Source organism: Caballeronia sp. LZ008 (assembly GCF_031451435.1).
In the GTDB taxonomy this organism is placed as follows: Bacteria; Pseudomonadota; Gammaproteobacteria; order Burkholderiales; family Burkholderiaceae; genus Caballeronia; species Caballeronia zhejiangensis.
In genome coordinates this window covers 1,218,452-1,239,528 of record NZ_JARUXK010000001.1, presented here as the reverse complement: position 1 = coordinate 1,239,528, position 21,077 = coordinate 1,218,452, and the positions used below count along the sequence as shown (strand labels likewise).

At 62.9% G+C, this 21,077-nt stretch carries 19 protein-coding genes and 1 tRNA gene; 14 read left to right on the top strand and 6 right to left on the bottom strand.

Features of this window, described 5'->3' with window-relative positions:
- Nucleotides 1–271 precede the first annotated feature (271 nt).
- From tssC to tssE, 4 genes are all read left to right on the top strand, one after another.
- Nucleotides 272–1,660 carry a type VI secretion system contractile sheath large subunit gene (gene tssC / locus QCE49_RS05845; protein WP_284508272.1) on the top strand — a complete coding sequence of 463 codons (1,389 nt, stop codon included), beginning with the start codon at nucleotides 272–274 and terminating at the stop codon, nucleotides 1,658–1,660.
- Nucleotides 1,661–1,724: 64 nt separating this feature from the next.
- Nucleotides 1,725–3,071, top strand: coding sequence for a type VI secretion system baseplate subunit TssK (gene tssK / locus QCE49_RS05840; protein WP_175980007.1), 1,347 nt, complete (start codon nucleotides 1,725–1,727; stop codon nucleotides 3,069–3,071).
- Between the two features lie 5 nt (nucleotides 3,072–3,076).
- Nucleotides 3,077–3,736 (top strand): DotU/TssL family secretion system protein, encoded by a 660-nt coding sequence (locus QCE49_RS05835; protein ID WP_244808039.1) that lies wholly within the window; start codon nucleotides 3,077–3,079, stop codon nucleotides 3,734–3,736.
- 36 nt (nucleotides 3,737–3,772) lie between these two features.
- Nucleotides 3,773–4,201, top strand: coding sequence for a type VI secretion system baseplate subunit TssE (gene tssE, locus QCE49_RS05830; RefSeq protein WP_244808114.1), 429 nt, complete (start codon nucleotides 3,773–3,775; stop codon nucleotides 4,199–4,201).
- Nucleotides 4,202–4,472: 271 nt separating this feature from the next.
- Here the strand turns inward: tssE and QCE49_RS05825 are convergent.
- Nucleotides 4,473–4,549, bottom strand: a tRNA-Met gene (locus tag QCE49_RS05825).
- Between the two features lie 147 nt (nucleotides 4,550–4,696).
- Here QCE49_RS05825 and QCE49_RS05820 point away from each other — a divergent pair.
- The 3 genes from QCE49_RS05820 to QCE49_RS05810 all read left to right on the top strand — a co-directional run bounded on the left by QCE49_RS05820 (nucleotide 4,697) and on the right by QCE49_RS05810 (nucleotide 5,950).
- A complete protein-coding gene (locus QCE49_RS05820) occupies nucleotides 4,697–5,077 on the top strand; it encodes a DUF2946 domain-containing protein (RefSeq protein ID WP_034473600.1) in 381 nt (126 codons plus the stop codon).
- Nucleotides 5,078–5,148: 71 nt separating this feature from the next.
- Nucleotides 5,149–5,511, top strand: a complete 363-nt coding sequence (locus tag QCE49_RS05815; RefSeq protein ID WP_250456391.1) for a copper resistance protein CopC — start codon at nucleotides 5,149–5,151, stop codon at nucleotides 5,509–5,511.
- Nucleotides 5,512–5,518: 7 nt separating this feature from the next.
- On the top strand, nucleotides 5,519–5,950 hold the full coding sequence (locus QCE49_RS05810; protein WP_008349971.1) for a copper chaperone PCu(A)C: 432 nt from the start codon (nucleotides 5,519–5,521) through the stop codon (nucleotides 5,948–5,950).
- A gap of 60 nt (nucleotides 5,951–6,010) precedes the next feature.
- Here the strand turns inward: QCE49_RS05810 and QCE49_RS05805 are convergent, their stop codons facing one another.
- Entirely contained in the window at nucleotides 6,011–8,560 is a 2,550-nt protein-coding gene (locus tag QCE49_RS05805; RefSeq protein WP_244808038.1) for a penicillin-binding protein 1A, read from the bottom strand.
- 495 nt (nucleotides 8,561–9,055) lie between these two features.
- Between QCE49_RS05805 and QCE49_RS05800 the strand changes: the two genes are divergently transcribed.
- The 3 genes from QCE49_RS05800 to QCE49_RS05790 all read left to right on the top strand — a co-directional run bounded on the left by QCE49_RS05800 (nucleotide 9,056) and on the right by QCE49_RS05790 (nucleotide 11,690).
- Nucleotides 9,056–9,463 carry a plasmid mobilization protein gene (locus QCE49_RS05800; protein ID WP_008349975.1) on the top strand — a complete coding sequence of 136 codons (408 nt, stop codon included), beginning with the start codon at nucleotides 9,056–9,058 and terminating at the stop codon, nucleotides 9,461–9,463.
- 219 nt (nucleotides 9,464–9,682) lie between these two features.
- Nucleotides 9,683–10,363: a PspA/IM30 family protein gene (locus QCE49_RS05795; RefSeq protein ID WP_008349976.1), complete on the top strand. Its 681-nt coding sequence runs from the start codon at nucleotides 9,683–9,685 to the stop codon at nucleotides 10,361–10,363.
- Between the two features lie 124 nt (nucleotides 10,364–10,487).
- Nucleotides 10,488–11,690: a tetratricopeptide repeat protein gene (locus QCE49_RS05790; protein ID WP_250456392.1), complete on the top strand. Its 1,203-nt coding sequence runs from the start codon at nucleotides 10,488–10,490 to the stop codon at nucleotides 11,688–11,690.
- Nucleotides 11,691–12,034: 344 nt separating this feature from the next.
- Here the strand turns inward: QCE49_RS05790 and glgX are convergent, their stop codons facing one another.
- Nucleotides 12,035–14,233: a glycogen debranching protein GlgX gene (gene glgX / locus QCE49_RS05785; RefSeq protein ID WP_008349981.1), complete on the bottom strand. Its 2,199-nt coding sequence runs from the start codon at nucleotides 14,231–14,233 to the stop codon at nucleotides 12,035–12,037.
- A gap of 257 nt (nucleotides 14,234–14,490) precedes the next feature.
- On the opposite strand from glgX, the gene QCE49_RS05780 reads away from it, so the two are divergent.
- The 4 genes from QCE49_RS05780 (at nucleotide 14,491) to QCE49_RS05765 (ending at nucleotide 17,740) form a co-directional block, all read left to right on the top strand.
- Nucleotides 14,491–15,876, top strand: a complete 1,386-nt coding sequence (locus tag QCE49_RS05780; protein WP_250456393.1) for a DUF2252 domain-containing protein — start codon at nucleotides 14,491–14,493, stop codon at nucleotides 15,874–15,876.
- A gap of 164 nt (nucleotides 15,877–16,040) precedes the next feature.
- The gene (gene mscL, locus QCE49_RS05775; RefSeq protein ID WP_008349984.1) at nucleotides 16,041–16,484 is read left to right on the top strand and encodes a large conductance mechanosensitive channel protein MscL; all 444 of its coding nucleotides are present in this window, start codon (nucleotides 16,041–16,043) and stop codon (nucleotides 16,482–16,484) included.
- Between the two features lie 322 nt (nucleotides 16,485–16,806).
- A complete protein-coding gene (locus QCE49_RS05770) occupies nucleotides 16,807–17,298 on the top strand; it encodes a hypothetical protein (protein WP_008349986.1) in 492 nt (163 codons plus the stop codon).
- Nucleotides 17,299–17,533: 235 nt separating this feature from the next.
- Nucleotides 17,534–17,740, top strand: coding sequence for a dodecin (locus QCE49_RS05765; protein ID WP_008349988.1), 207 nt, complete (start codon nucleotides 17,534–17,536; stop codon nucleotides 17,738–17,740).
- An 85-nt stretch (nucleotides 17,741–17,825) separates the two neighbouring features.
- On the opposite strand, the gene QCE49_RS05760 is transcribed toward QCE49_RS05765, so the two are convergent.
- From QCE49_RS05760 to QCE49_RS05750, 3 genes are all read right to left on the bottom strand, one after another.
- A complete protein-coding gene (locus QCE49_RS05760; protein WP_008349990.1) occupies nucleotides 17,826–18,911 on the bottom strand; it encodes a BMP family ABC transporter substrate-binding protein in 1,086 nt (361 codons plus the stop codon).
- 112 nt (nucleotides 18,912–19,023) lie between these two features.
- The gene (locus tag QCE49_RS05755) at nucleotides 19,024–19,953 is read right to left on the bottom strand and encodes an ABC transporter permease (RefSeq protein WP_008349992.1); all 930 of its coding nucleotides are present in this window, start codon (nucleotides 19,951–19,953) and stop codon (nucleotides 19,024–19,026) included.
- 16 nt (nucleotides 19,954–19,969) lie between these two features.
- Nucleotides 19,970–21,076, bottom strand: a complete 1,107-nt coding sequence (locus QCE49_RS05750; RefSeq protein ID WP_008349994.1) for an ABC transporter permease — start codon at nucleotides 21,074–21,076, stop codon at nucleotides 19,970–19,972.
- Between the last annotated feature and the right edge of the window lies 1 nt (nucleotide 21,077).

Here is a 21,077-nt window from a genome sequence, read left to right as displayed (position 1 = left end):
ACTCCTTTCTCTGCAATGCTATCGATGCTTGCCAGAAAGCAAGCGGTGATCAGTCTTCGCATGGATGCGCCATTGGCATCGGACCATAGCTCATTGGCAATCGATCTGTAAGAGGGAAATGTCTTAGTTATCCGTATTCCTGATCTTTCTCAAAGCGCGATAGCATCTCACGTTCGGACGTGATATACGTTGCCGCCTCATCGAATTAACGGCACGCGGTCTCGCCTCTAGGGCGATTGCTCTCGTTACCGCGCTTAAAGCATATTCAAGCATGTTGGTGCATATTCCGTCCGATTCTCGACACCTCACTTCGCACGCGGTCATTGACGCGTCCGATCGATCTGCCTCCGCGCCGCAGCGATCATCCGAATTGCACATCGACATGGAGATCGCGAGTGTCGATCAACGGCTCGGCGATCAACTCGATGCGATCCTGCATCACCCCGACTTCCAGCGGCTCGAAGCGGCCTGGCGGGGCTTGAAGTTTCTGGTCGACCAAACAGACTTTCGCAAGAATGTGCACATCGAAGTGCTCGACGTCGACAAGGAAACGCTGCGGCGGGATTTCGAAGACGCACCCGACGTCGTTCAGAGCGGCCTGTTCCGACACACCTACACCGAGGAATACGACACACCGGGGGGCCAGCCGATCGCTGCTCTGATCTCAAACTACGCATTCGATCGCAGCCCGCAGGATATGGCGCTGTTGCGCGACATTTCGAAAGTGTCCGCCGCCGCACACATGCCGTTCATCGGCGCGGTGTCGCCTGAATTCTTCGGCAAGGCATCAATGGAAGATGTCGTCGCAATTCGCGACCTGCGCGGCCATTTCGAACGCGCCGAATATTTTCGATGGAACAGTCTGCGCAAGACGGACGATGCGCGTTATCTGGGTCTGACGCTGCCGCGCTTTCTGGCGCGTCTTCCGTACGGTGCTGATACGACACCGGTGCGCTCATTCAACTACACCGAGGCGGTGAACCATTCGAATGGCGCCGGATATCTCTGGGCGAACGCGTCGTTCGCTTTCGCCACCAATCTCGTGCGAAGCTTCGTGCGCAACGGCTGGTGCATCCAGATCCGCGGGCCGCGCGCGGGCGGGATCGTCGAGAACCTGCCCACGCAACTGTACGCGCTCGGCGCCGGCAATCTCGCCAAGATTCGCACCGATGCACTCGTGCCCGAGACGCGTGAGTTCGAGTTCGCTCATATCGGTCTGATCGCGCTGTCGCATTTCCAAAATCACGATGACGCGTGCTTCTACTCCGCGCACTCCGTTCAGAAGCCCGAGGACTTCGACACCAAGGAAGCGAGCGCCAACAGGCGCGTCAATGCCCGCTTGCCTTACATCTTTCTGCTCTCGCGAATCGCGCATCATCTGAAGATGATCCAGCGCGAGAACATCGGTACGACCAAGGACCGGCGGCTGCTGGAGCTCGAGCTCAACACCTGGGTCAAGACGCTCGTCACCGAAATGACCGCGCCTGGCGACGACTTGCAGGCCTCGCACCCGCTGCGCGAGGCGCGCGTGGAGGTGGAAGACATCGAGGACAACCCGGGGTTCTTTCGCATGAAGCTCTTTATCGTGCCGCATTTCCAGATCGAGGGCATGGACATCGGTCTCTCGCTCACTTCGCAGATGCCCAGGGCGAAGAATTGAACCCGTTCAATCCGGCGGAAGCGTGTCGAAACGCGCTCCCGGCGACATCAAGACCTTCAACCTTATGAAAATAACGAGACCCCTATGGGCACAAGGCGTCTTTATGACGCCGCAGCACTTCCAGCAACAAGCGTTGTGGGAGCAGTTCGCGAACGCGCGCATCGCCGAGATGGCGAGCCCCGATCCTTGGGGCGTGATCGACGTGGCAGTCGACAAACAGGCGCTGGGCATCGATCGTGTGCAGTTCACCAAGCTGGTACTGCGCTTGCCCGATGGGACGCTCATCGACAGCGACACGTCCGACTGGCTCCCGGCCGCGCGCAGTCTCGATGAAGTCGGCTCGCAATACGATGCGATAACGGTGCTCGCGGGTGTGGCGCTCGTCGATGCGCAAGGCGGCAACTGCATCGAGCCTGGGGCGAAACCCGCCCGGCCACGCCGGTTCGTGCGGGAGTATCTGCACGTCGCTGATTTGTACGGCGAAGGTAAGGAAGAAATCAGCGTCGAACGCCACGCCGTCTCTTTGCTGTTCGATTTCGAGGCGGGCGGCGATTACGTGACGTGCCCGGTTGCGCGCTTTATCCGCAATGCGCAGGGACGCTTCGAACTCGATGCGGCCTTCGTGCCGCCGTGCCTGTTCTTGTCGGCCCATACGATGTTGACGACACGCATGAAGCGCCTGTCGGAAATCCTCAGCGCGAAGAGCGCGAGCCTGGCGGTGCGCCGGCGCGAACGTTCGGACCAGATCGCCGACTACGCGGTCGCCGACGTCTCGCTCTTCTGGCTGCTGCACAGCGTGAACTCGTCCTGGCCGGAACTCGCGCGGCTGGTGCAGGCACCGAATCAGCATCCGGAGCGGCTCTATGCGCTGCTTTCGCGGCTGGCGGGTTCGCTTCTGACTTTCTCCACGACGGAGACGTTGCAGGCGCTCCCCGCCTACGACCATCGCGCACCGGAGCCCGTGTTCGCGGAGCTGGAGTCGCTCATTCGCAATTTGCTCGATACGGTCATCCCATCGCGCGTGGTGCCGATCGCACTAGAGCGCGTGCGCGGCACGGTCTGGACCGGCCAGATCGAAGACGAGCGGCTCGTCGAGGATGCGGATTACTACCTCTCGGTGCAGGCCGCGCTGCCCGCTCATGCACTCATCGAGCAGTTCCCGAGACTCTGCAAGGCGGGCGCGCCCGATGAAGTCGAACAGATCGTCAATTCGGCGCTCTCCGGCATTCCGATCAAACCCATGGCGCGTCTGCCCGCGGCGATTCCGGTACGCATCGAGAACCAGTACTTCGCGCTCGATGCATCGCACCCGGCTTTCAAACGCATGATCGATGCGCGCGCGTGTCGGTTCTACGTGCCTGCCTCAATTCCCGATGTTTCGCTCGAACTTTATGCGGTGCTACCGACGTGAACAGCATGACATTGAATGTCGACATCGATCTGCTGCCGGTGGCGCTGCGCGACACGGCGCTCACGGTCGCGGATTTTGCCGACGAAAGCATAGAGAAGTCTGCGGACGATTTGAAAACGACGTGCAAAGCTCAAATCGATGCCCTGACTGCCGAACTCAAAGCACGAGGGTATCCGCAAGACGTGATCGAGGACGCCCGATACGCCCAGTGCGCGCTGCTCGACGAAGCGGCCTTGAACAGTCTAAGAGGCGATGAACGCGAGGACTGGGAACGCCGACCGTTGCAGTTGGAGAAGTTCGAGACCAACGATGCCGGCGAAGAACTCGTGCGGCGAATCCGAGAGCGGCTGCGGGACCCCAGACCGGTGCTTGCGCTGCTCGCGATCTTCGGCGCGGTGCTGGATCTCGGTTTCACGGGGAGACTCGCCCTCGAAGGCGACGACGCGAAAATTCGCCTCCGACGGGCCATCGATGCTCAGCTTCGTGTCGAGCAGAGGCAGCAGAAGGATGATGGCTCCGTCATCGTCAAAGCGCCAATTATGCGTGCGTGGACGCAGCGAATCTCTCCGCTCGCCGGCATCGCAGTCGCTTGCGTAGTGGTCGGGCTGATCTGGTTTGGAATCAATGCGTGGCTGGATGCGTCCGTTGCCCGCATGACGCAATGAAAGGAGCGCAGGCATGAAACACGAGGTCAAACGATGATGCGCGCGGGACCCGGCCTCTTCGAGCGGATCACCGGACACTTCGCGGACGGAACGGCGATCATCGATCACTCGCCCGAAGAGCAGACTTTCTATTCGGTGCGGGACAACATCCAGCGAATTCTCAACAGCCGTCGCAAGGCGCTCGCGCATTTGCCCGGGTATGGGCTCGACGATCTGTCCGAGATATACCGGCACTTGCCGGCTTCCGCGCATAAGTTGAAAACCGAGATCGAGTCGACGTTGCTCGAGTACGAGCCACGCCTGAGGGCGATCGACATCGAGATCAACAAGCCCGAGCCGGGCATGCTATTGAGCTTCACGATGGCGTGTCACCTACGACGCGAGGGGCTTGTGCGCTTCGGCACGGACTTCATGCCGGATGGCAGGACGCGGTTGAGGATGCTTCAGCAGGCCCTCGATGAGTGAGCGTTCGACTGAGGTTCCCCTCGAATCGATGTCGTGGCTTCCGCAAGGAGCGATTCATTTCTGATCGCGCGTCCGAGCGCTGCACGCATCAGGCCTTTAGTTGGCGAACGGGTGGTAGAAGCCGCAGGCCTTTCGCTGATCCTTGATGCGACTCGGGCGCGCACGAGCGCGGTTCTGGCCGCGCGATTGACAAGGTGTATTTGCATTGAAAAGACAGACAACAAAAAACCCGCTCAAAGGCGGGTTTGATGGTGTGACGGCTTGCCGATATTGGTTGCGGGGGTAGGATTTGAACCTACGACCTTCGGGTTATGAGCCCGACGAGCTGCCAGACTGCTCCACCCCGCGTCCGTCGAAGAAAAGATTATACGTCATCGCTTACTTTGCCGCAACACCCTATTTTCTAAAACAATCAATCGATGCGTCCCATCCCTCGCGAAGCGCCTACAAACGCGCATGGCATAATCGCTCGTTCATCATCGTCCATTTATCGGCATGCATCACTTGCGTCGGGGCATCATCGGGAAGATCGGCGGGTTCGCTGCGATATGCGCGATCCTGCTGCTCTCGCTCGCGCCCGTCGCATCGCAAACGCTCGAACATGCGCGCATCGAATCGTTGCTCGCGTCCGTGTGCGCAACCGATGCCCAGTCATCGCGCGACACGCATCCGCAAAAGCATGACACCGTCGATCATCTGCAGGCCTGCGCTTATTGCGATCTCATCGCGCACGCGCCCACGCCGACCGTATCGCCGCATCGCGCGGCCGCCCTTCTCCCGCCGCGCGAAACCTTCGTCGCAAATCATCGCACCGACGCGCCTCGCCGAGCATCGCTCACCGCCGCACAACCGCGCGCCCCGCCCGCCTTCGCCTGATTCGCATCGGCAAACACAGACTTCGTTCATCGCCTCAAACCCCAACGGTTTCGGGCACGCAAGGACACATCATGCTTTCATCATCGTTGATGCGCAGCGCACTCGCGCTCGCGTTCATCGGCTCCGCGCAACTCGCATTCGCGCATGCATTGCCGAAGCTGCAACAACCCGGCCCCGGCGCGACCGTCAGCGCCCCGCACGAAGTTGCGATCGACTTCGGCGAAGCGCTCGAACCGACCTTCAGCAAGCTCATCGTCACCAATGCGCAGGGCAGGCAAGTCAACACCGAGAAATCCACAGTCGATGCACGCGACAAAAAGCACATGAGCGTCGCGCTCCCCGATCTCGCGCCGGGCGTCTACAAGGTCCAATGGAGCGCGTTCGCGGCCGACGGGCATCGCACGCAAGGCCACTACAACTTCACCGTCAAGTGAGGACACAATGAAAAAAATCGCTGTACTCGCGAGCGCGCTCGTCTGCGCATCGTTCGCTCAGGCCGCGACGCTCGAGGCCCGCGATTGCTGGGTTCGTGCGATGCCGCCGAACCTGCCGTCATCGGGCTACTTCACCGTCGCCAACAACGGCGACAAACCCGCGACCCTCACGGCCGCGGAAACGCCCGCGTTCGGCATGACGATGATGCACAAGTCGGAAAGCAAGAACGGCACGGCGACGATGTCGGCGGTCGATTCCGTCGATGTCCCCGCGCACGGCACCTTGAACTTCGCGCCGAAGGGCTATCACCTGATGCTCGAAGAGCCCGGCAAGCCGCTCAAGGTCGGCTCGACGATTCCGCTCACGCTATCGTTCGCGGACAAGTCGACGCTCAAGGTGAACTGTGACGTGAAGTCGGCAGCGACGGTCGGCCACTGAGTTTCGCGCCCCCCAAAGAAAAGCGCGCCGGATTGTGAAGTCCGGCGCGTTTTTTTATCGCTAGTGCTTGCTGAACAGATCCATGATCTGCTTGCGCTCGTCGGTCGTAACCTGCGGCGCGGGCGGCGCCTGCATGCCCGCCGGACCCACGCCGCCCATCGTGGTGGCATCGCCCGCCATCGGATTGGCGTTATCCAGCCCGATGCTCGCGACGAATCCCGCGCCCGGCGTCCGGTCGGCGTAAAAGAGTTCGCCATCGACCGTGGTGATGCCGTCCGGCCGCTCCATCTGCTCCTGCGGAATGCCACGCAGCGCGCGTCCCATGTACTCGACCCAGATCGGCAACGCGAGCTGCGCGCCGAACTCGCGGCTGCCGAGCGTCTTCGGCTGGTCGTAGCCCATCCACGCGACCGCGACGAGCTGCTTCTGATAGCCCGCGAACCAGCCATCCTTTGCGTCGTTGGTCGTGCCGGTCTTGCCTTGCAGATCGTTGCGCTTCAACACGTTGGTGCCCGAGCCCGTGCCCTGCGTCGCGACGGTATGCAGCAGGCTGTTCATGATGTACGCGTTGCGCGGCTCGAGCGTCTGCGGCGCGTTGCTCCCCGCGATCAGCGGATTGGCGCGCGAGATCACGGTGCCGCGCGCATCGGCGACCTCGGCGATCAGATACGGATTAATGCGATAGCCGCCGTTCGCGAACACCGAGTACGCACCGCTCAACTGCAACGGCGTGACGAGACCCGCGCCGAGCGCGAGCGGCAGATAAGGCGGCGTCTTGTCCTTGTCGAAGCCGAACTTCTGCGTGACGAAGTCCTGCGCGTAGCCCGTGCCGATATACGAGAGGATGCGGATCGACACGAGGTTCTTCGACTTCTGCAGGCCGACGCGCATCGACATCGGGCCGTCGGGCTGGTCATCGTCCTTCGGCTCCCACGCATCGCCGCCGCCCGCCGCGGGGAAATACAGCGGCGCGTCGTTGATGATGGTCGCCGGTCCGAGACCCTTGTCGAGCGCCGCCGAATAGATGAACGGCTTGAAGCTTGAACCCGGCTGACGCCATGCCTGCGTAACGTGATTGAACTTGTTCTTGTTGAAGTCGAAGCCGCCGACGAGCGCGCGGATCGCGCCGTCCTGCGGCGTCATCGAAACCAGTGCGCCTTCGACCTGCGGCAACTGCGTGATCTGCCAGTTGCCCTTGCCGTCCTTCGTGAGACGCACGATCGAGCCCGGCTTGATCGCGAGCGCCTTCGATGCGTTGTTGCGCAGCGCCGCCGCCACGAAGCGCAGGCCGTCGCCCGCGATCGTCGCAGTATCCCCGCCGACGAACTGTGCGCTCACCTGCTTCGGGCTCGCGGCCGTGACCACCGCCGCGACGAGCTCGCCGTTGTCCGGATGATCGACGAGCGCGTCTTCGATCGCCTCGGCGCGGTCATCCGCGTTCGACGGCAGATTGACATTGCCCTCCGGCCCGCGATAGCCATGCCGGCGCTCATAGTCCATCACGCCCTTGCGCACGGCTTTATACGCGGCGTCCTGATCGGCGGAATCGATGGTCGTCGTCACCGTGAGGCCGCGCGTGTAGGTCTCTTCCTTGTATTGGGCGTACATCATCTGCCGGACCATTTCCGCGACGTATTCCGCATGCACGCCGTATTCGGTGCCCGAGGACTTCGTGTGAATTTCCTCGGCGCTCGCCTGAGCGAACTGTTCGCGCGTGATGAAGTTCAGATCGAGCATGCGCTTCAGGATGTACTGCTGACGCACCTTCGCGCGCTTCGGATTGACGACCGGGTTATACGCCGACGGCGCTTTCGGCAGGCCCGCGAGCATCGCCGCTTCGGCAAGCGTGATGTCCTTCAGGTCCTTGCCGAAATACACGCGCGCAGCAGCCGAAAAACCGTACGCGCGCTCGCCCAGATAGATCTGGTTCATGTACAGCTCGAGAATCTGATCCTTCGTGAGCGCGCTCTCGATCTTGTACGCGAGCAGCATCTCGTAGATCTTGCGCGTATAGGTTTTCTCGCTCGACAGGAAGAAGTTGCGCGCGACCTGCATCGTGATCGTGCTCGCGCCTTGCGATGCGCCGCCGTGCATCAGATCGGTCACGCCCGCGCGCAGGATGCCGACGAAGTCGACGCCGCCGTGATCGTAGAAGCGGTAATCCTCGATTGCGAGCACCGCCTTCTTCATCTGATCGGGAATGTCCTGAAAGCGCACGAGGCTGCGGCGCTCCTCGCCGAACTCGCCGATCAGCACGTGATCGGCCGTATAGACGCGCAGCGGCACCTTCGGACGATAGTCGATGAGCGCATTGAGCGACGGCAGATTCGGCCCCATGACGACGAGCGCATAACCGACGATGAGCGCGCCGATCACCACGCCGATGGCCGCGAGTCCCGCGAACCAGAGCGCGATGCGTGCGAGCGGAGAGCGGCCCCGGCCGCCGCGGTCATTGCGATCGTTGCGGTCATTGCGGCCGCCACCGCCGTTGCGCCCGCCGCCGTCGCGGCCGCCCGAGTCATTGCGTGAGTCGTTGCGAGAGTCGTTCCAGCGGGGTTCGCGATCGTAGCGCGAGGAATTCGAGGAGTCGGGTCGTTTGATGATAGGCATGACTGGGTTCGTTCGGCGCGCCATGAAGCGCGCCCGCTGCCGCGCTGCGATGCGCCGAAAAACGACGCGACTGCCAAGACGGGACGAGCGAATGTGCAGGCCGGATCCGGCCGGAGGTAACAGCGCATTTTAAAGAATTCGCGCGGGCCACCACAAAATGCGCAGGATTTTTTTGTAAGTAAATTGCCGCGAGCCCGCCAGATGCGCGCCAATGTTGTGTTACCCACAGAAAGTGTTGAGAGCCTTGTGGACAACCGTATGAGAAAATGCACAAGTCGTTGATCGCGCGCCGTTTTTGCGCAACGCTCACCGCGTGTGATGCGAGGCCATTCACACGCACGGCCGCGCGCAAACCGATATGATGGATGAATGGATCGCGGGTTCCCGAAACGGCTCTCGCGAGCCTGCAATAACGATGTCGTGCAGTTTGATGAACCGAAGCCGCGGTCGTCCCCGTAGTCCGGTTACGATCGCCTTACTGTTTGTGAGCCGCCCATGACGACCAAACCCAGCGAACGCATCGTTGTTTTCGTGACTCCCGCGCAGAAGCTGGCCATCAGCAATACAGCGGACTCCCTCGGCATCAGCGTGAGCGAGCTCATGCGGCGCGCCGTGCTGAACTTCAACGCGACGAGCGAGCAGATCAAGGTCGCGGGCATCGTCGATCGGCTGCGCGCGCCCAAAGCGCCCGATGCGCTCAACGCCGCGCTGAAGAGCGTCGCTGCGAAAGCCGCCGCACGCGAAGCCCGCGATGCCGCCGCAAGCGCGACCAAACGCGCAGCGCAGGCGCGCACGCTTGCGCAGGCGCATCCCGAGCCCCCCGCATCCGAAGACGCACTCGAGCATGACGCCGATGAGGGCGACGACGCCTCGCTGACCGACGACACGCACACCGAGCGCTAGCCACCGGCGCCCTGCCTGCCTTTTCCGGCAAGGCGCGCCGTTACACTCCTTAACCTTCCGTTAAGTCCCGGTTAAGCCGCGGCATGATCTAATGAGCGGGTAAACCCGGCGTGCACGCGAAGCTCGCGTGCGCTTGCAATCCCGCGCATTGCGCCTCACATTCGAGCCGCGCGGCGCGTGGATCGAGTGAACGCCGCCGTCTTCCTCCAGGAGAAATACATGTCGCTTTTCGATTCCATCACGCGCACGGTCAAAGGCCTCTTGAACGACGCCGCCGACACCATGCAGGACCCTTCGCGCGACGCTCGCCAGATCGTGCGCGAACTCGACGACAGCATCGCGAAGGCGGAAAACTCGCTCATCGAGATCGAAGCGCAGGTCGCGACGCAGCAAAGCAAGCGCGACGCCGCCGCCGACAAGGCGAAGAAGTACGAAGACGGCGCGAAGCGCGCGCTGCAGTCCGGCGATGAAGGCCTCGCGCGCGAAGCCCTCGCGGCGCAGGCGAACGCCGAAACCGAACGCGACGCGCTCGCCGCGGAACTGCAGACGCTAGTGCCTTCGGTCGATCATCTGAAGCAGCAGATCACGGACATGCGTCAGCGCCGCAACGATCTGAACGCGCGCTCGAACATCCTTCAGGCGAAGCAGCAGATCGCGCAGGCGAAGGACACCGCGGCCACGGCGCTGGGCGGCATTGGCGGAAAGAATCTTTCGGAGGACTTTCAGAAGCTCGAAGACAAGGTTCAGCTCGCCAACGCCCGCTCGGATGCGCGCCTGAATTCGGCGGACCAGAAGTCCGGCAAGGCGCTCGATGACAAGCTCGCCGCGCTCAATCGCGGGCCTTCCGTCGAAGACCGTCTCGAAGCGCTGAAGAAGCAGTTGAATCCGCCGGCGCAATAAGTGCTGGCGAGTGCATGCGTGGCGAGCCGCCGGGCAAGCCACGCGTCGCACGAATATGCGTTACCTTGAGCAGTACACGATTGCATCGACAGGAGACGGACGTTCATCGCGTCCGGCCCGCATCATGAAAAAGTTCTTGACGGCTCTGGCGTTGTCGCTGTCGCTCGCATCCCCGCTCGCGTTCGCGTTGCCGACCGCGCAGCAGGTCGAGCAGTCGATGACGCAGGGCCACTGGCAAAAGGCCGACTCGCAACTGAGCGAAGTGCTTGAGGCGCATCCGAAGAACGCGCACGCGCATTATCTCTACGCGCAGGTTCTCGACCGCGAAGGCCGTTACAGCGACGCCCTTTCGCATCTGCAACAAGCGAAATCGCTCGATCCCGCATTGAGCTTCACCGATCCTTCGCGCTTCGCGGCCACGCAGGCCCGCATTCAGGCCGATGCGACGCGCGCGAGCATCTCGCCGCGATCGGACAACGGCGCGACTACGTCGAGCGCACAGAATCCCTTCAATCAGCAACAAGCCGCGCCCGCGCCGCAGACGCACGGCATCGGCATGGGCGCGTGGATCGGTTTGGCGATCCTGATCGCGGCGATCGCGCTCGTGCTGCGCTGGGGATTGCGCCGTGCGCGCTCACGCGACGACGGTCAGGCCGAGAACGATCGCCGTTCGCAGATCAAGCGCGCAACCGAACTGCTCAACGAAGTGCGCACGCTCAAACTAGACGTGCGGCTCTCCACCGCGCCGGGCCATGAAGCGCTGCTGAAGGACGTCGAAGGCGCGGAAACGCAGTTGCGCGAGATGGTCGAATCGCTGTCGAACTCGAAGAATCCGGTACCGCCGTATGCGATCGAAGATCTGGAGAATCAGGTTGCAAGCCTGAAGGCGCGCGCCGAAGGCCGGCCCGATCCGAACGCGAACAACTATGCGCAAGCCGGCGCGCCGAACGGCTCGCCATATGCGCAGGAAGCCGAGCGTTTCGGACGCGGCCAGCCGCAGTATCCGCAGCAAGGGCCGTATCCGCCGCAGCAAGGGCAGCAGCCGCCCGTCATCATCCAGCAAGGCGGCGGCGGGTTCGGCGGCGGCATGGGCGGATTGCTTACCGGCGTGCTGCTGGGCGAGGCGCTCTCGCATGGGCGCGATCGCGTGATCGAGCGTGAAGTCCCCGTCGATCGTCCGCCGCAGAACGATAACGGCGGTCTCGACTTCGGCAACGACAACGGCGGCGGCCTCGATTTCGGCAACGGCTCGAACGACTGGAACGATGGCGGCGGGGGCGGAAACCTCGACCTCGGCAGCAACGACGACAGCTGGCGCGATTCCTGATCTGCTCGCGTACGAAAAACAAGGGCTCCGTTTCGCGGAGCCCTTTTCGTTTCGTCGTGAAGATCAGCGCATCAACCGCCGCCGAGGAAGCGCAGCAGGCCCCAGAGAAACTTGAAGAAGCCGACGATGAATTCCCAGATGCGCTCGAGCTGATCCCAGCTCGCGACGCGCAGGATGGCATGCAGGATCATGCCGTCGGCGCCACGCGGCCTTGAAGAGGCGCGCGTTCATGCGTGAAAGATACGGCCATCGTGGAAAAAAGAAGGCGGCTCCCGCCGCCTACTGTCGCTATCGCAAAAACCAGATGATAACCGCTCGCGCGCCGGACCCCGCCGACGCGAGCCTCAACTCGCCTCGCCTTCAGGCGGGACTTCGTCCGTCAGCGCTTCTTCCAGCCGCTTGAAAATGCGCTTGGTCGCGCCGCGCGGCTGAAGCGCAAACAGGAGCAGCGAGCGGCCCGTCACCTGATACACATCGTCCGCGCCGAACTCCGGCAATTCCTCGCGAATCGGCGCGTTGGTGTCGATGAGACAGATCCACTCGTCGGGGCCCGGAATGTCGGGCAGCGTGAAATCGACCACGTCGTGATACGCGTTGACGATGAGCAGCAGCGTCGCATCCGATGCCGGCTTGCGGATGCCCGTCGCCTGCGCGCGCCCGTCCATCACCACGCCGAAGCAGCGCATGTTCGGATCGTCCCATTGCTCCTGCGTGAGTTCGTCGCCGGTCGTGCCGAGCCACCGGACGTCGGCGACCTGCAGGTCCTCGTTGTATTCGCCGGTCAGGAAGCGCTGGCGCCTGAGCACCGGCAGCGTGTGACGCAGCGTCGTCAGCTTGCGCACGAATTCCGTGAGCGCGCGGCCATCGTCGTCGATGTCCCAGTTCACCCAGCTGATGTCGTTGTCCTGGCAATACGCGTTGTTGTTGCCCTTCTGCGTGCGGCCGAATTCGTCGCCGGCGAGCAGCATCGGCGTGCCTTGCGAAAACAGCAGCGTCGCGAGCATGTTGCGCTTCTGGCGCTCGCGCAGCGCGCGAATCTCGGGGTCGTCGGTCGGACCTTCGACGCCGCAGTTCCACGATTTGTTGTCCGAATGGCCGTCCTTGTTGTCCTCGCCGTTTGCCTCGTTGTGCTTCTCGTTGTACGAGACGAGATCGTTCAGCGTGAAGCCGTCGTGCGCGGTGATGAAGTTCACGCTCGCCCACGGACGGCGCCCGCGCTTGTTGAACTTGTCGCCCGATGCGGTGATGCGCTTGCCGAGCTCAGGCGACACGCCTTCGTCGCCCTTCCAGAATTCGCGCACGGTGTCCCGGTAACGATCGTTCCATTCCGCCCAGCCCGGCGGAAAGCCGCCCACCTGATAGCCGCCCGGACCGCAATCCCACGGTTCCGCGATGAGCTTCACGCTCGAGAGAATCGGGTCTTGCCGGCAACTGTCGAGGAAGCCGCCGCCCTCGTCGAAGCCGTAGGGCTCGCGGCCGAGAATCGTCGCGAGATCGAAGCGAAAGCCATCGACGTTCATCTCCGTCACCCAGTAGCGCAGGCTGTCGGTGACCATCTGCAGGACGCGCGGATGCGACAGGTTGAGCGTATTGCCGGTGCCGGTATCGTTGATGTAATAGCGCGATTCCTCGGGCATCAGCCGGTAGTACGACGCATTGTCGATGCCGCGAAACGACAGCGTCGGCCCGCGTTCGTTGCCTTCGGCGGTGTGGTTGTACACGACGTCGAGGATCACTTCGAGGCCGGCCTCGTGCAGCCGGTCGACCATTTCCTTGAACTCGGCGACGACGCCCGGCCCGCGCGCGAAGTAGCGCGGATCGGCGGCGAAGAAGCCGATCGTGTTGTAACCCCAGTAATTCGTGAGGCCCTTGTCGAGCAGATAACTGTCGTTGACGAACGCGTGGATCGGCAAAAGCTCGACCGACGTCACGCCCAGGCTCTTGATGTAATCGACCACTTCCTTCTGTCCGAGCCCCTCGAAAGTGCCGCGCATGTGCTCCGGAATCGCCGGATGCAGCTTCGTGTAGCCGCGCACGTGCGTCTCGTAGAAGATCGTGTGCTCCCACGGCACGCGCACGCGCGTCGCATGCGTCCACGAGAAGTCCTGATCGACGACCTGGCACTTCTGCATGAAGGGCGCGCTGTCGCGTTCGTCGAAGGTGAGATCGTCGCCTTCGGCGTTGAGCGTATAGCCGAACACGGCCGGGTCCCACTTCAGTTCGCCGACGTGCGCCTTCGCGTACGGATCGAGCAGCAGCTTGTTGGGATTGAAGCGATGTCCGGCTTCGGGCTCGTACGGTCCATGCACGCGATAGCCATAGACCGCGCCGGGTTGCAGGCCGTGAACGTAGACGTGCCAGACTTCATCGGTGTATTCGGGCAGTTCGATGCGCTGCGTTTCCTTTTCGCCCTTCTCATCGAAGAGACACAGCTCGACTTTGGTCGCGTTCGCGGAAAACAGCGCGAAATTCACGCCCTGTCCGTCCCAGGTTGCGCCGAGCGGAAACGGGGAGCCTTCGGCAATGCGGATTTCGTTGGGCATGAGATGATGTGTTCGAAAGATTGACGCGAAGTGCGTCGGGATCGTGCGTTGGCATTGCGCGGCTTCAAGCCGATCGTAAAGAGCATATCCCGTGCCCGTGGCCCGGCCCGGCGTGCAGCTTGCTTCATGCGGTTCGCGCCATCGAGACGCACCCGCGTCATGCGCTGCGCGTGTAAAACCTTCCCGCCGGGAGCGCCGAATGCTCTGCGTTCGACGAACGCTCGACACGCCCTTTTATCGCCGAAGGAGAACGCGCCTTGTCCACCCGCCCTGGTTCCGCTTCGACGAATACACCCATCAACGGCGCGGCCGAGCAAAGCCGCGCCATGGGCCGTTCACTGCGCGACGCGGTTCCGTTCGACGCGCACGGCGCCTGGTCGCCCGAGCCGGACCGGCCCGATCCCGTCGAACGCGTGCTCGCGGGCAACGCGGGCCGGCAGGAGCGGCTCATTCCGCTGCGGATGCAGCGCATGGCCGAGTCGCCGTTCGCGTTCCTGCGCGGCTCCGCGACGGTGATGGCGTGGGATCTGGCGAAGTCGCCTTCGATCGGCCACAACGTCATCATCGACGGCGACGCGCACGTCAATAATTTCGGCCTTTTTCGCACGCCGCGCCAGGACGTCGTGTTCGATCTGAACGATTTCGACGAAACGCTCGTCGGTCCGTGGGAATGGGACTTGAAGCGTCTGACCGCGAGCATCAACGTCGCGGCGCGCGAAAATGGCGTCGATGCCGCCGGGCGCGAAAGCGCCGTGCGTTCGGCGTGCGCCGCGTATCGCACGACGATGGCCGGACTCTGGCAAGTAAGCCCCTACGATCTCTGGCAGATGCGCTCCTACGCGAGCGCGCTGCACATGGACGCGCCCACGAAGCTCGATTCCGACGAGAAGGCGACCATAGGAAAAACCGTTGAACGCGCGATGAAGCGCTCGCACGCGACGATGCTCGCGAAAGTCGCGGAGCCCGTCGGCAAAAGCTATCGCTTCAAGGCCGATCCGCCGATCCTGACCGCGCTCGACGCCGCCGAGAAAAATCATGTGATCGATGGCCTGAAGGCTTATCTGGAAACGCTCGCCGGCGAATGGCGCATGATGCTCGAACGCTACGACGTCGTGGATGTCGCGCATCGCGTCGTCGGCGTGGGCAGCGTCGGCACGCGCGCGTATCTCGTGCTGATGCTCGGCCGCGCGCTCGGCGATCCGCTCTTCATTCAGGTGAAGGAAGGCATCGTGCCGGCCGCCGCGCCGTTCGTGCCGCCGCTCCCGGAGCCGTATCGCCATCAGGGACGGCGGGTCGTGCACGGTCAGCGTCTGATGCAGAGTTCATCGGATGCGCTGCTCGGCTGGACGACCATTTCCGGCCGCGACTTCTACGTGCGCCAGATGAAGCAGATCCGCGGCTCGATTCCCGTCGACTGGCTGCACGGCGCGACCTTCGACTTTTACGCGTGGTGCCTCGGCCTCCTGCTCGCCCGCGCCCACGCGCGCACCGGCGATGCCGCGCTTATCGCCGGGTATTGCGGCAACTCCGACCGGCTCGACGCCGCCTACGCGATGTGGGCCGAGCGCTATGGCGCGCAGACGGTCGCGGATCACGCGGCTTTTTGCGCGGCGATCAGCGTGGGGCGCGTGCCGTCGGCCTGAGCGAATTCCGGCGCCCCGCGCGAGCCGCAATCGAATTGACTATCATTGTCGGTGCCCGCAACGAAACGCGCCGCGCCCGGCGTTTCGCGCGGGTTCCAACGGCATAGCCCTTGCTGCCGCCTTGGCCCGCACAACCGTCTAACGCACACTGGAGGAAGCCGCGCATGAGCATGATCGAAGAATTCAAGAACTTCGCCCTGAAGGGCAACGTCATGGACCTCGCGGTCGGCGTCATCATCGGCGGCGCATTCTCGACGATCGTCAATTCCGTCGTCAAAGATCTGATCATGCCGGTGGTCGGCCTCGCCACTGGCGGCCTGGACTTTTCGAACCTGTTCGTCCGGCTCGGGCCGATACCGCCAACGTTCAAAGGCAATCCCGATTCGTACAAGGACTTGCAGACCGCGGGCGTCGCCGTATTCGGCTATGGCTCGTTCATCACCACGCTGATCAACTTCATCATTCTCGCGTTCATCATCTTTCTGATGGTCAAGTTCATCAACAATCTGCGCAAGCCGGCCGAAGCCGCGCCGCCGCCCGCGACGCCCGAAGACGTGCTGCTGCTGCGCGAGATTCGCGACGAACTCAAGAACGCACCGCGCGTCTAGCCGGGCAAACCCGCTCGCATCGCAGCGGAACCCGCACGGCGCGGGCGGGTCTGCCTGATTGGCCACCCTATCCCCTTGGTGCGTCCACCCGCTTTTTTCTTCATGAAAGCTGTTCGCGTGGGGTGCAGCAGGACTATTATTGAGATAGATGCTCTGAGGGAAGCCAAGCGGGCCGCCAAACGGTCGTCGGCACGAATCGTGCGCCAGGAAGGAGCAGCGGCTCTTGCCGTTGCTAAAAACGAATGGCCCGATTCACCGTGACCTAATCACATCGATGCGCTATAAAAGATCGACGTGCGGCGCGCAAGACGGGAGTGGCCGCATGAGGACGCTGCGTTTCTTGCAATTCTTTTTCAGGCGAGTTTTTATGTCCTTCCCGAAAAAGCGTAAGCGCGTGAAGGCTGATGGCGACGAGTCTTTTCTCGCCGTGCTTCGGCATTTCAAGCCATTTGGTCAGCTAGACACCAAGATCGCCAGGGCTCGCGCCCAGGATGAACCGGTGCTGTACGCACATGTGTTGCCGGGACTCGATGTCCTTCTGTGCAGCGTGCGAGGCGCCCAGCCGCCCTACCCGGCGATCGACGAGCTGCACAGGCGTTGTGTCGAATCCATCACCAACGCGCTCGAACAGCCGCTCGACGGACTCGAGAACGGCGGTTACTGGTACGAGGGGAACGGTTTCGGTTTCCTTGTATTCGCGAGCCGCGCCCGCGCCCAGATCCTGAGCGAATTCGGCGCGACGGTTTCGGCGCGCAGGCGTCGCGGCACGCGCCGTCAGGACGCAGGCGACGCCGCTTCGCGACCGCTGCGCTGATCCTGCGCGGACCTCCCTGGTTCCTGCCGATGCACGCGGGCCTCGCTGACGAGGCTCGTGCGCCGAGCGCGCTTCGCGCAAACCCCGACTACTCCCGCACGCGTTCCTGTCCTTTAATGGAAGCCACGCGCGAAAGCGTGATGGCGCGTGCCTTGCTGCATCGGTATTCGAAGCATCTTGCGACGCCACGCGTCGCATCGCTCTGACCGATCCACCACACTACAAGGAGAACACCATGTCGGAACACGTCTACAAGCAGATCGAACTGACCGGCTCGTCGCCGCAATCGAGCGATGACGCCGTGCGCGTCGCGCTCGAGAAGGCGTCGAAAACGCTGCGCAACATGCACTGGTTCGAAGTGGTGGAAACGCGCGGGCACATCGAGGACGGCAAGATCCTGCACTGGCAGGTGACGATCAAGGTGGGACTGCGTATCGATTGATGCGCGTGGCTCATCGCATGAAAAAACCGCGCTTCGTTTTGCAACGAAGCGCGGTTTTACATTGCGGCGAGCGAACGATGCGTGCTTACTTCGGCAGCGAGCCGTCCACGCCTTCGACATACCAGTTGATGCGCTGCAGTTCCGGGTCGGTCAGCGTCTTGCCGGCCGGCACCTTCTCCGCGCCCGACTGATCCTTGATCGGACCGCTGAACACATCCCACTTGCCTGCGTGCAACTCGTCACGCTTCGCGGAGATCGCCTGCACTGCCTTCGCGGGAATCGCGCCGGTATTCAGGTCTTCGAGATCCACGGCCTTCTGCGGAATGCCGAGCCATACCGGATCGTTCTTCCACTTGCCGTCGATCACCTTCTGGATCACGTCGTTGTAATACACGCCCCAATGCGCGACGACCGAGCCCAGATGCGCGCTCGGGCCGAACTTCTTCATGTTCGAATCCCAGCCGAACGCGAAGACCTTCTTCTCGGCGGCGGTGTTGAGCGTCGCGTTCGAATCGGTGTTCTGCAGCAGGACGTCGGCACCCTGGCCGATCAGCGTCTCGGCTGCCTGCTTTTCCTTGCCCGGATCGAACCAGCTATTGATCCAGATGACCTTCGTGTGGACCTTCGGGTTCACGGAGCGCGCGCCCATTGTGTACGCGTTGATGTTGCGCACCACTTCCGGGATCGGCACCGACGCGACGAAGCCGAGCGTGTTCGTCTTCGTCACGTAGCCCGCGGCGACGCCCGCGAGATACGCGCCCTGATACATGCGCACGTCATACGTGCCGAAGTTCTTCGCCTTCTTGAAGCCGGTGGCCGTCAGGAAAATGGTGTCCGGAAAATCCTTCGCGACCTTCAGCGCGAAATCCTGATAGCCGAAGCTCGTCGCGAAGATGACCTTGTTGCCCTTGTTCGCGAGATCGCGGAACACGCGTTCCGAGTCCGCCGATTCCGGCACGTTCTCGACGCGCGTGATCTTGATCTTGCTGCCGTACTTCGCTTCGGCCTCCTTGCTGCCGGCGTCGTGCGCGAAGGTCCAGCCTGCATCGCCCGGATTGCCGAGATAGACGAACGCGACGCCCGGCGCATCCGCCGCCTGCGCGCTCAAGGCCGCGACGGTGGCGGACAGTGCGACCGTAGCGGTGATCGCCTTCAGCCATGGTTTATTCATTGTGATTCTCCTGGTCGATGTTGTGTGTCAAACGAATTGCTTTGACCCGCATCAGTGTGGTCGGTCAAAAATGAGAACGGAACCGCGATGCTGCGCGCGAACAACAGCGGCATCAGCTCGCCGCGAAGAACGGCTTGCCGAGCGATGCGGGCGCGTTGAGCCTGATCGTGTTCGGGTTACGCGAGATGAGCACGAGCACGACGATCGTCGCGATATACGGCAGCATCGCGAGAAATTGCGTCGGCACCGGGACGCCGATCGCCTGCGCGTAGAACTGCAGCGCCATCACCGCGCCGAAGAGCAACGCGCCGATGAGCAGCCGGCCCGGGCGCCACGTCGCGAACACGACGAGCGCGAGCGCGATCCAGCCGCGCCCCGACGTCAGTTGCTCCTGCCAGACGTGCAGATAGACGATCGAGTAATAGCCGCCCGCGATGCCGGCCATCGCGCCGCCGAAGAGCGTCGCGCCGTAGCGCACGCCGACGACCGGAAAGCCGACCGAATGCGCGACCGCCGGCGATTCGCCGACCGAGCGCAGCACGAGCCCCGCCCGCGTCTTGTAGAGGAACCAGCCGATCACCGCGAACATGATGAACGCGAGATAGCCGAGCGGCGTGAGCGAGAAGATCGCCGGGCCGAGCACCGGAATGCTCGACAGCCCGGGAATCGGCATCACGTCGATGGTCGAGCGCACCGCCGCCGACGTATAGGGCTTGCCGACATACGCCGAAAAGCCGATGCCGAAGATGGTCAGCGAGAGGCCCGTCGCGACCTGATTCGCGAGCATCGTGATGGTGAGAAAGCCGAAGAGCAGCGCCATCGCGAGCCCGGCGAACACCGACGCGACGATGCCGAGCCACGGGCTGCCCGTGATCGCGGTGACGGCGTAGCCGGTGACGGCGCCCATCAGCATCATGCCTTCGACGCCGAGATTCAGTACGCCGGATTTTTCCGCGACGAGTTCGCCCGCGCCCGCGTACATCAGCGGGATGGCGGCGATCACGGCGCTCGAAGCGAGATTGCTGGCTTGATTGATGTCCATGTTTTTCTCGACCTCGTTAAGCGGCGTGATGTGCAGGCGTCCTGCGCTTGATGCGGAAATTCACGAACAGATCGCAACCGAGCAGGCAGAACAGCAGCAAGCCCTGAAACACGCCCGCGAGCGCTTGCGGCAATTGCAGCGACGTCTGCACCGCTTCGCCGCCGAGATAAAGCAGCGCCATCAGCAGACTGGCGAGCACGATGCCGACCGGATGCAGACGCCCCACGAACACGACGATGATCGCCGTGAAGCCGTAGCCCGGCGACCAGCCCGCCTGAAGCTGGCCGATCGGACCGGCCACTTCGCCCATGCCCGCGAGACCCGCGAGGCCGCCGGAAAGCAGGAGCGAGGTCCAGATCGTCTTCTTGTCGGAGAACCCGGCGTAGCGCGCGGCGAGCGGCGCGAGACCGCCGACGTTCATCCGGAAGCCCGCGAAGCTCTTGCGCATGAAGAGCCACACGCAGGGAATCGCGATCGCCGTCAGAAACACCGACGCGTTGATGCGCGTGCCCTTCAGCCATGTCCAGTGCCAGTCGCCGTAGAGACGCGGGAAGAGCGCGTCGTCGCCGAACATCGCCGAGATCGGGAAGTTCATGCCTTCCGGATCGCGCCACGGACCGCTCACGAGATAGATGAGCAACTGCGTCGCGACGTAGGTGAGCATCAGGCTCGTCAGGATTTCGTTCGTGTTGAAGCGGCTCTTGAGCAGCGCGGGAATGCCCGCCCACACCATTCCGCCGACGATGCCGCCCACCATCATCAGCGGCAGCGTCCACCAGCCGGAAGCATCGCCGACATGGACCGCGATGCCGCCCGCGACGATGCCGCCGAGCAGCATCTGCCCTTCCGCGCCGATGTTCCACACGTTCGCGCGATAGCCGACCGCGAGCCCGAGCCCGATCAGGCACAGCGGCGACGCCTTGAGCACGAGCTCCGACCAGCCGTTGATGCTGGAGAGCGGCTCGATGAAGAACGCATGCATCGCGCGCAGCGGATCCTGTCCGACCAGGCTGAAAATCAGAAAGCCGATGACGAGCGTCGCGACGGCGGCGACCACCGGCACCGCGAGCTGCATGACGCGCGAGGGCGCCGGACGCGCTTCGAGTCGATAAGGGAAGATCATC

Excerpts from the sequence above, each read along its gene's own strand:
- tssK (WP_175980007.1), top strand. The coding sequence starts at position 1,725 with ATGAAAATAACGAGACCCCTATGGGCACAAGGCGTCTTTATGACGCCG.
- QCE49_RS05820 (WP_034473600.1), top strand. The coding sequence starts at position 4,697 with ATGCATCACTTGCGTCGGGGCATCATCGGGAAGATCGGCGGGTTCGCT.
- QCE49_RS05760 (WP_008349990.1), bottom strand. The coding sequence starts at position 18,911 with ATGAATAAACCATGGCTGAAGGCGATCACCGCTACGGTCGCACTGTCC.
- QCE49_RS05765 (WP_008349988.1), top strand. The coding sequence starts at position 17,534 with ATGTCGGAACACGTCTACAAGCAGATCGAACTGACCGGCTCGTCGCCG.
- QCE49_RS05795 (WP_008349976.1), top strand. The coding sequence starts at position 9,683 with ATGTCGCTTTTCGATTCCATCACGCGCACGGTCAAAGGCCTCTTGAAC.
- QCE49_RS05770 (WP_008349986.1), top strand. The coding sequence starts at position 16,807 with ATGAGGACGCTGCGTTTCTTGCAATTCTTTTTCAGGCGAGTTTTTATG.
- QCE49_RS05835 (WP_244808039.1), top strand. The coding sequence starts at position 3,077 with ATGACATTGAATGTCGACATCGATCTGCTGCCGGTGGCGCTGCGCGAC.
- mscL (WP_008349984.1), top strand. The coding sequence starts at position 16,041 with ATGAGCATGATCGAAGAATTCAAGAACTTCGCCCTGAAGGGCAACGTC.
- QCE49_RS05815 (WP_250456391.1), top strand. The coding sequence starts at position 5,149 with ATGCTTTCATCATCGTTGATGCGCAGCGCACTCGCGCTCGCGTTCATC.
- QCE49_RS05790 (WP_250456392.1), top strand. The coding sequence starts at position 10,488 with ATGAAAAAGTTCTTGACGGCTCTGGCGTTGTCGCTGTCGCTCGCATCC.
- QCE49_RS05805 (WP_244808038.1), bottom strand. The coding sequence starts at position 8,560 with ATGCCTATCATCAAACGACCCGACTCCTCGAATTCCTCGCGCTACGAT.
- glgX (WP_008349981.1), bottom strand. The coding sequence starts at position 14,233 with ATGCCCAACGAAATCCGCATTGCCGAAGGCTCCCCGTTTCCGCTCGGC.
- QCE49_RS05750 (WP_008349994.1), bottom strand. The coding sequence starts at position 21,076 with ATGATCTTCCCTTATCGACTCGAAGCGCGTCCGGCGCCCTCGCGCGTC.
- tssE (WP_244808114.1), top strand. The coding sequence starts at position 3,773 with ATGCGCGCGGGACCCGGCCTCTTCGAGCGGATCACCGGACACTTCGCG.
- QCE49_RS05810 (WP_008349971.1), top strand. The coding sequence starts at position 5,519 with ATGAAAAAAATCGCTGTACTCGCGAGCGCGCTCGTCTGCGCATCGTTC.
- QCE49_RS05755 (WP_008349992.1), bottom strand. The coding sequence starts at position 19,953 with ATGGACATCAATCAAGCCAGCAATCTCGCTTCGAGCGCCGTGATCGCC.
- QCE49_RS05800 (WP_008349975.1), top strand. The coding sequence starts at position 9,056 with ATGACGACCAAACCCAGCGAACGCATCGTTGTTTTCGTGACTCCCGCG.
- tssC (WP_284508272.1), top strand. The coding sequence starts at position 272 with ATGTTGGTGCATATTCCGTCCGATTCTCGACACCTCACTTCGCACGCG.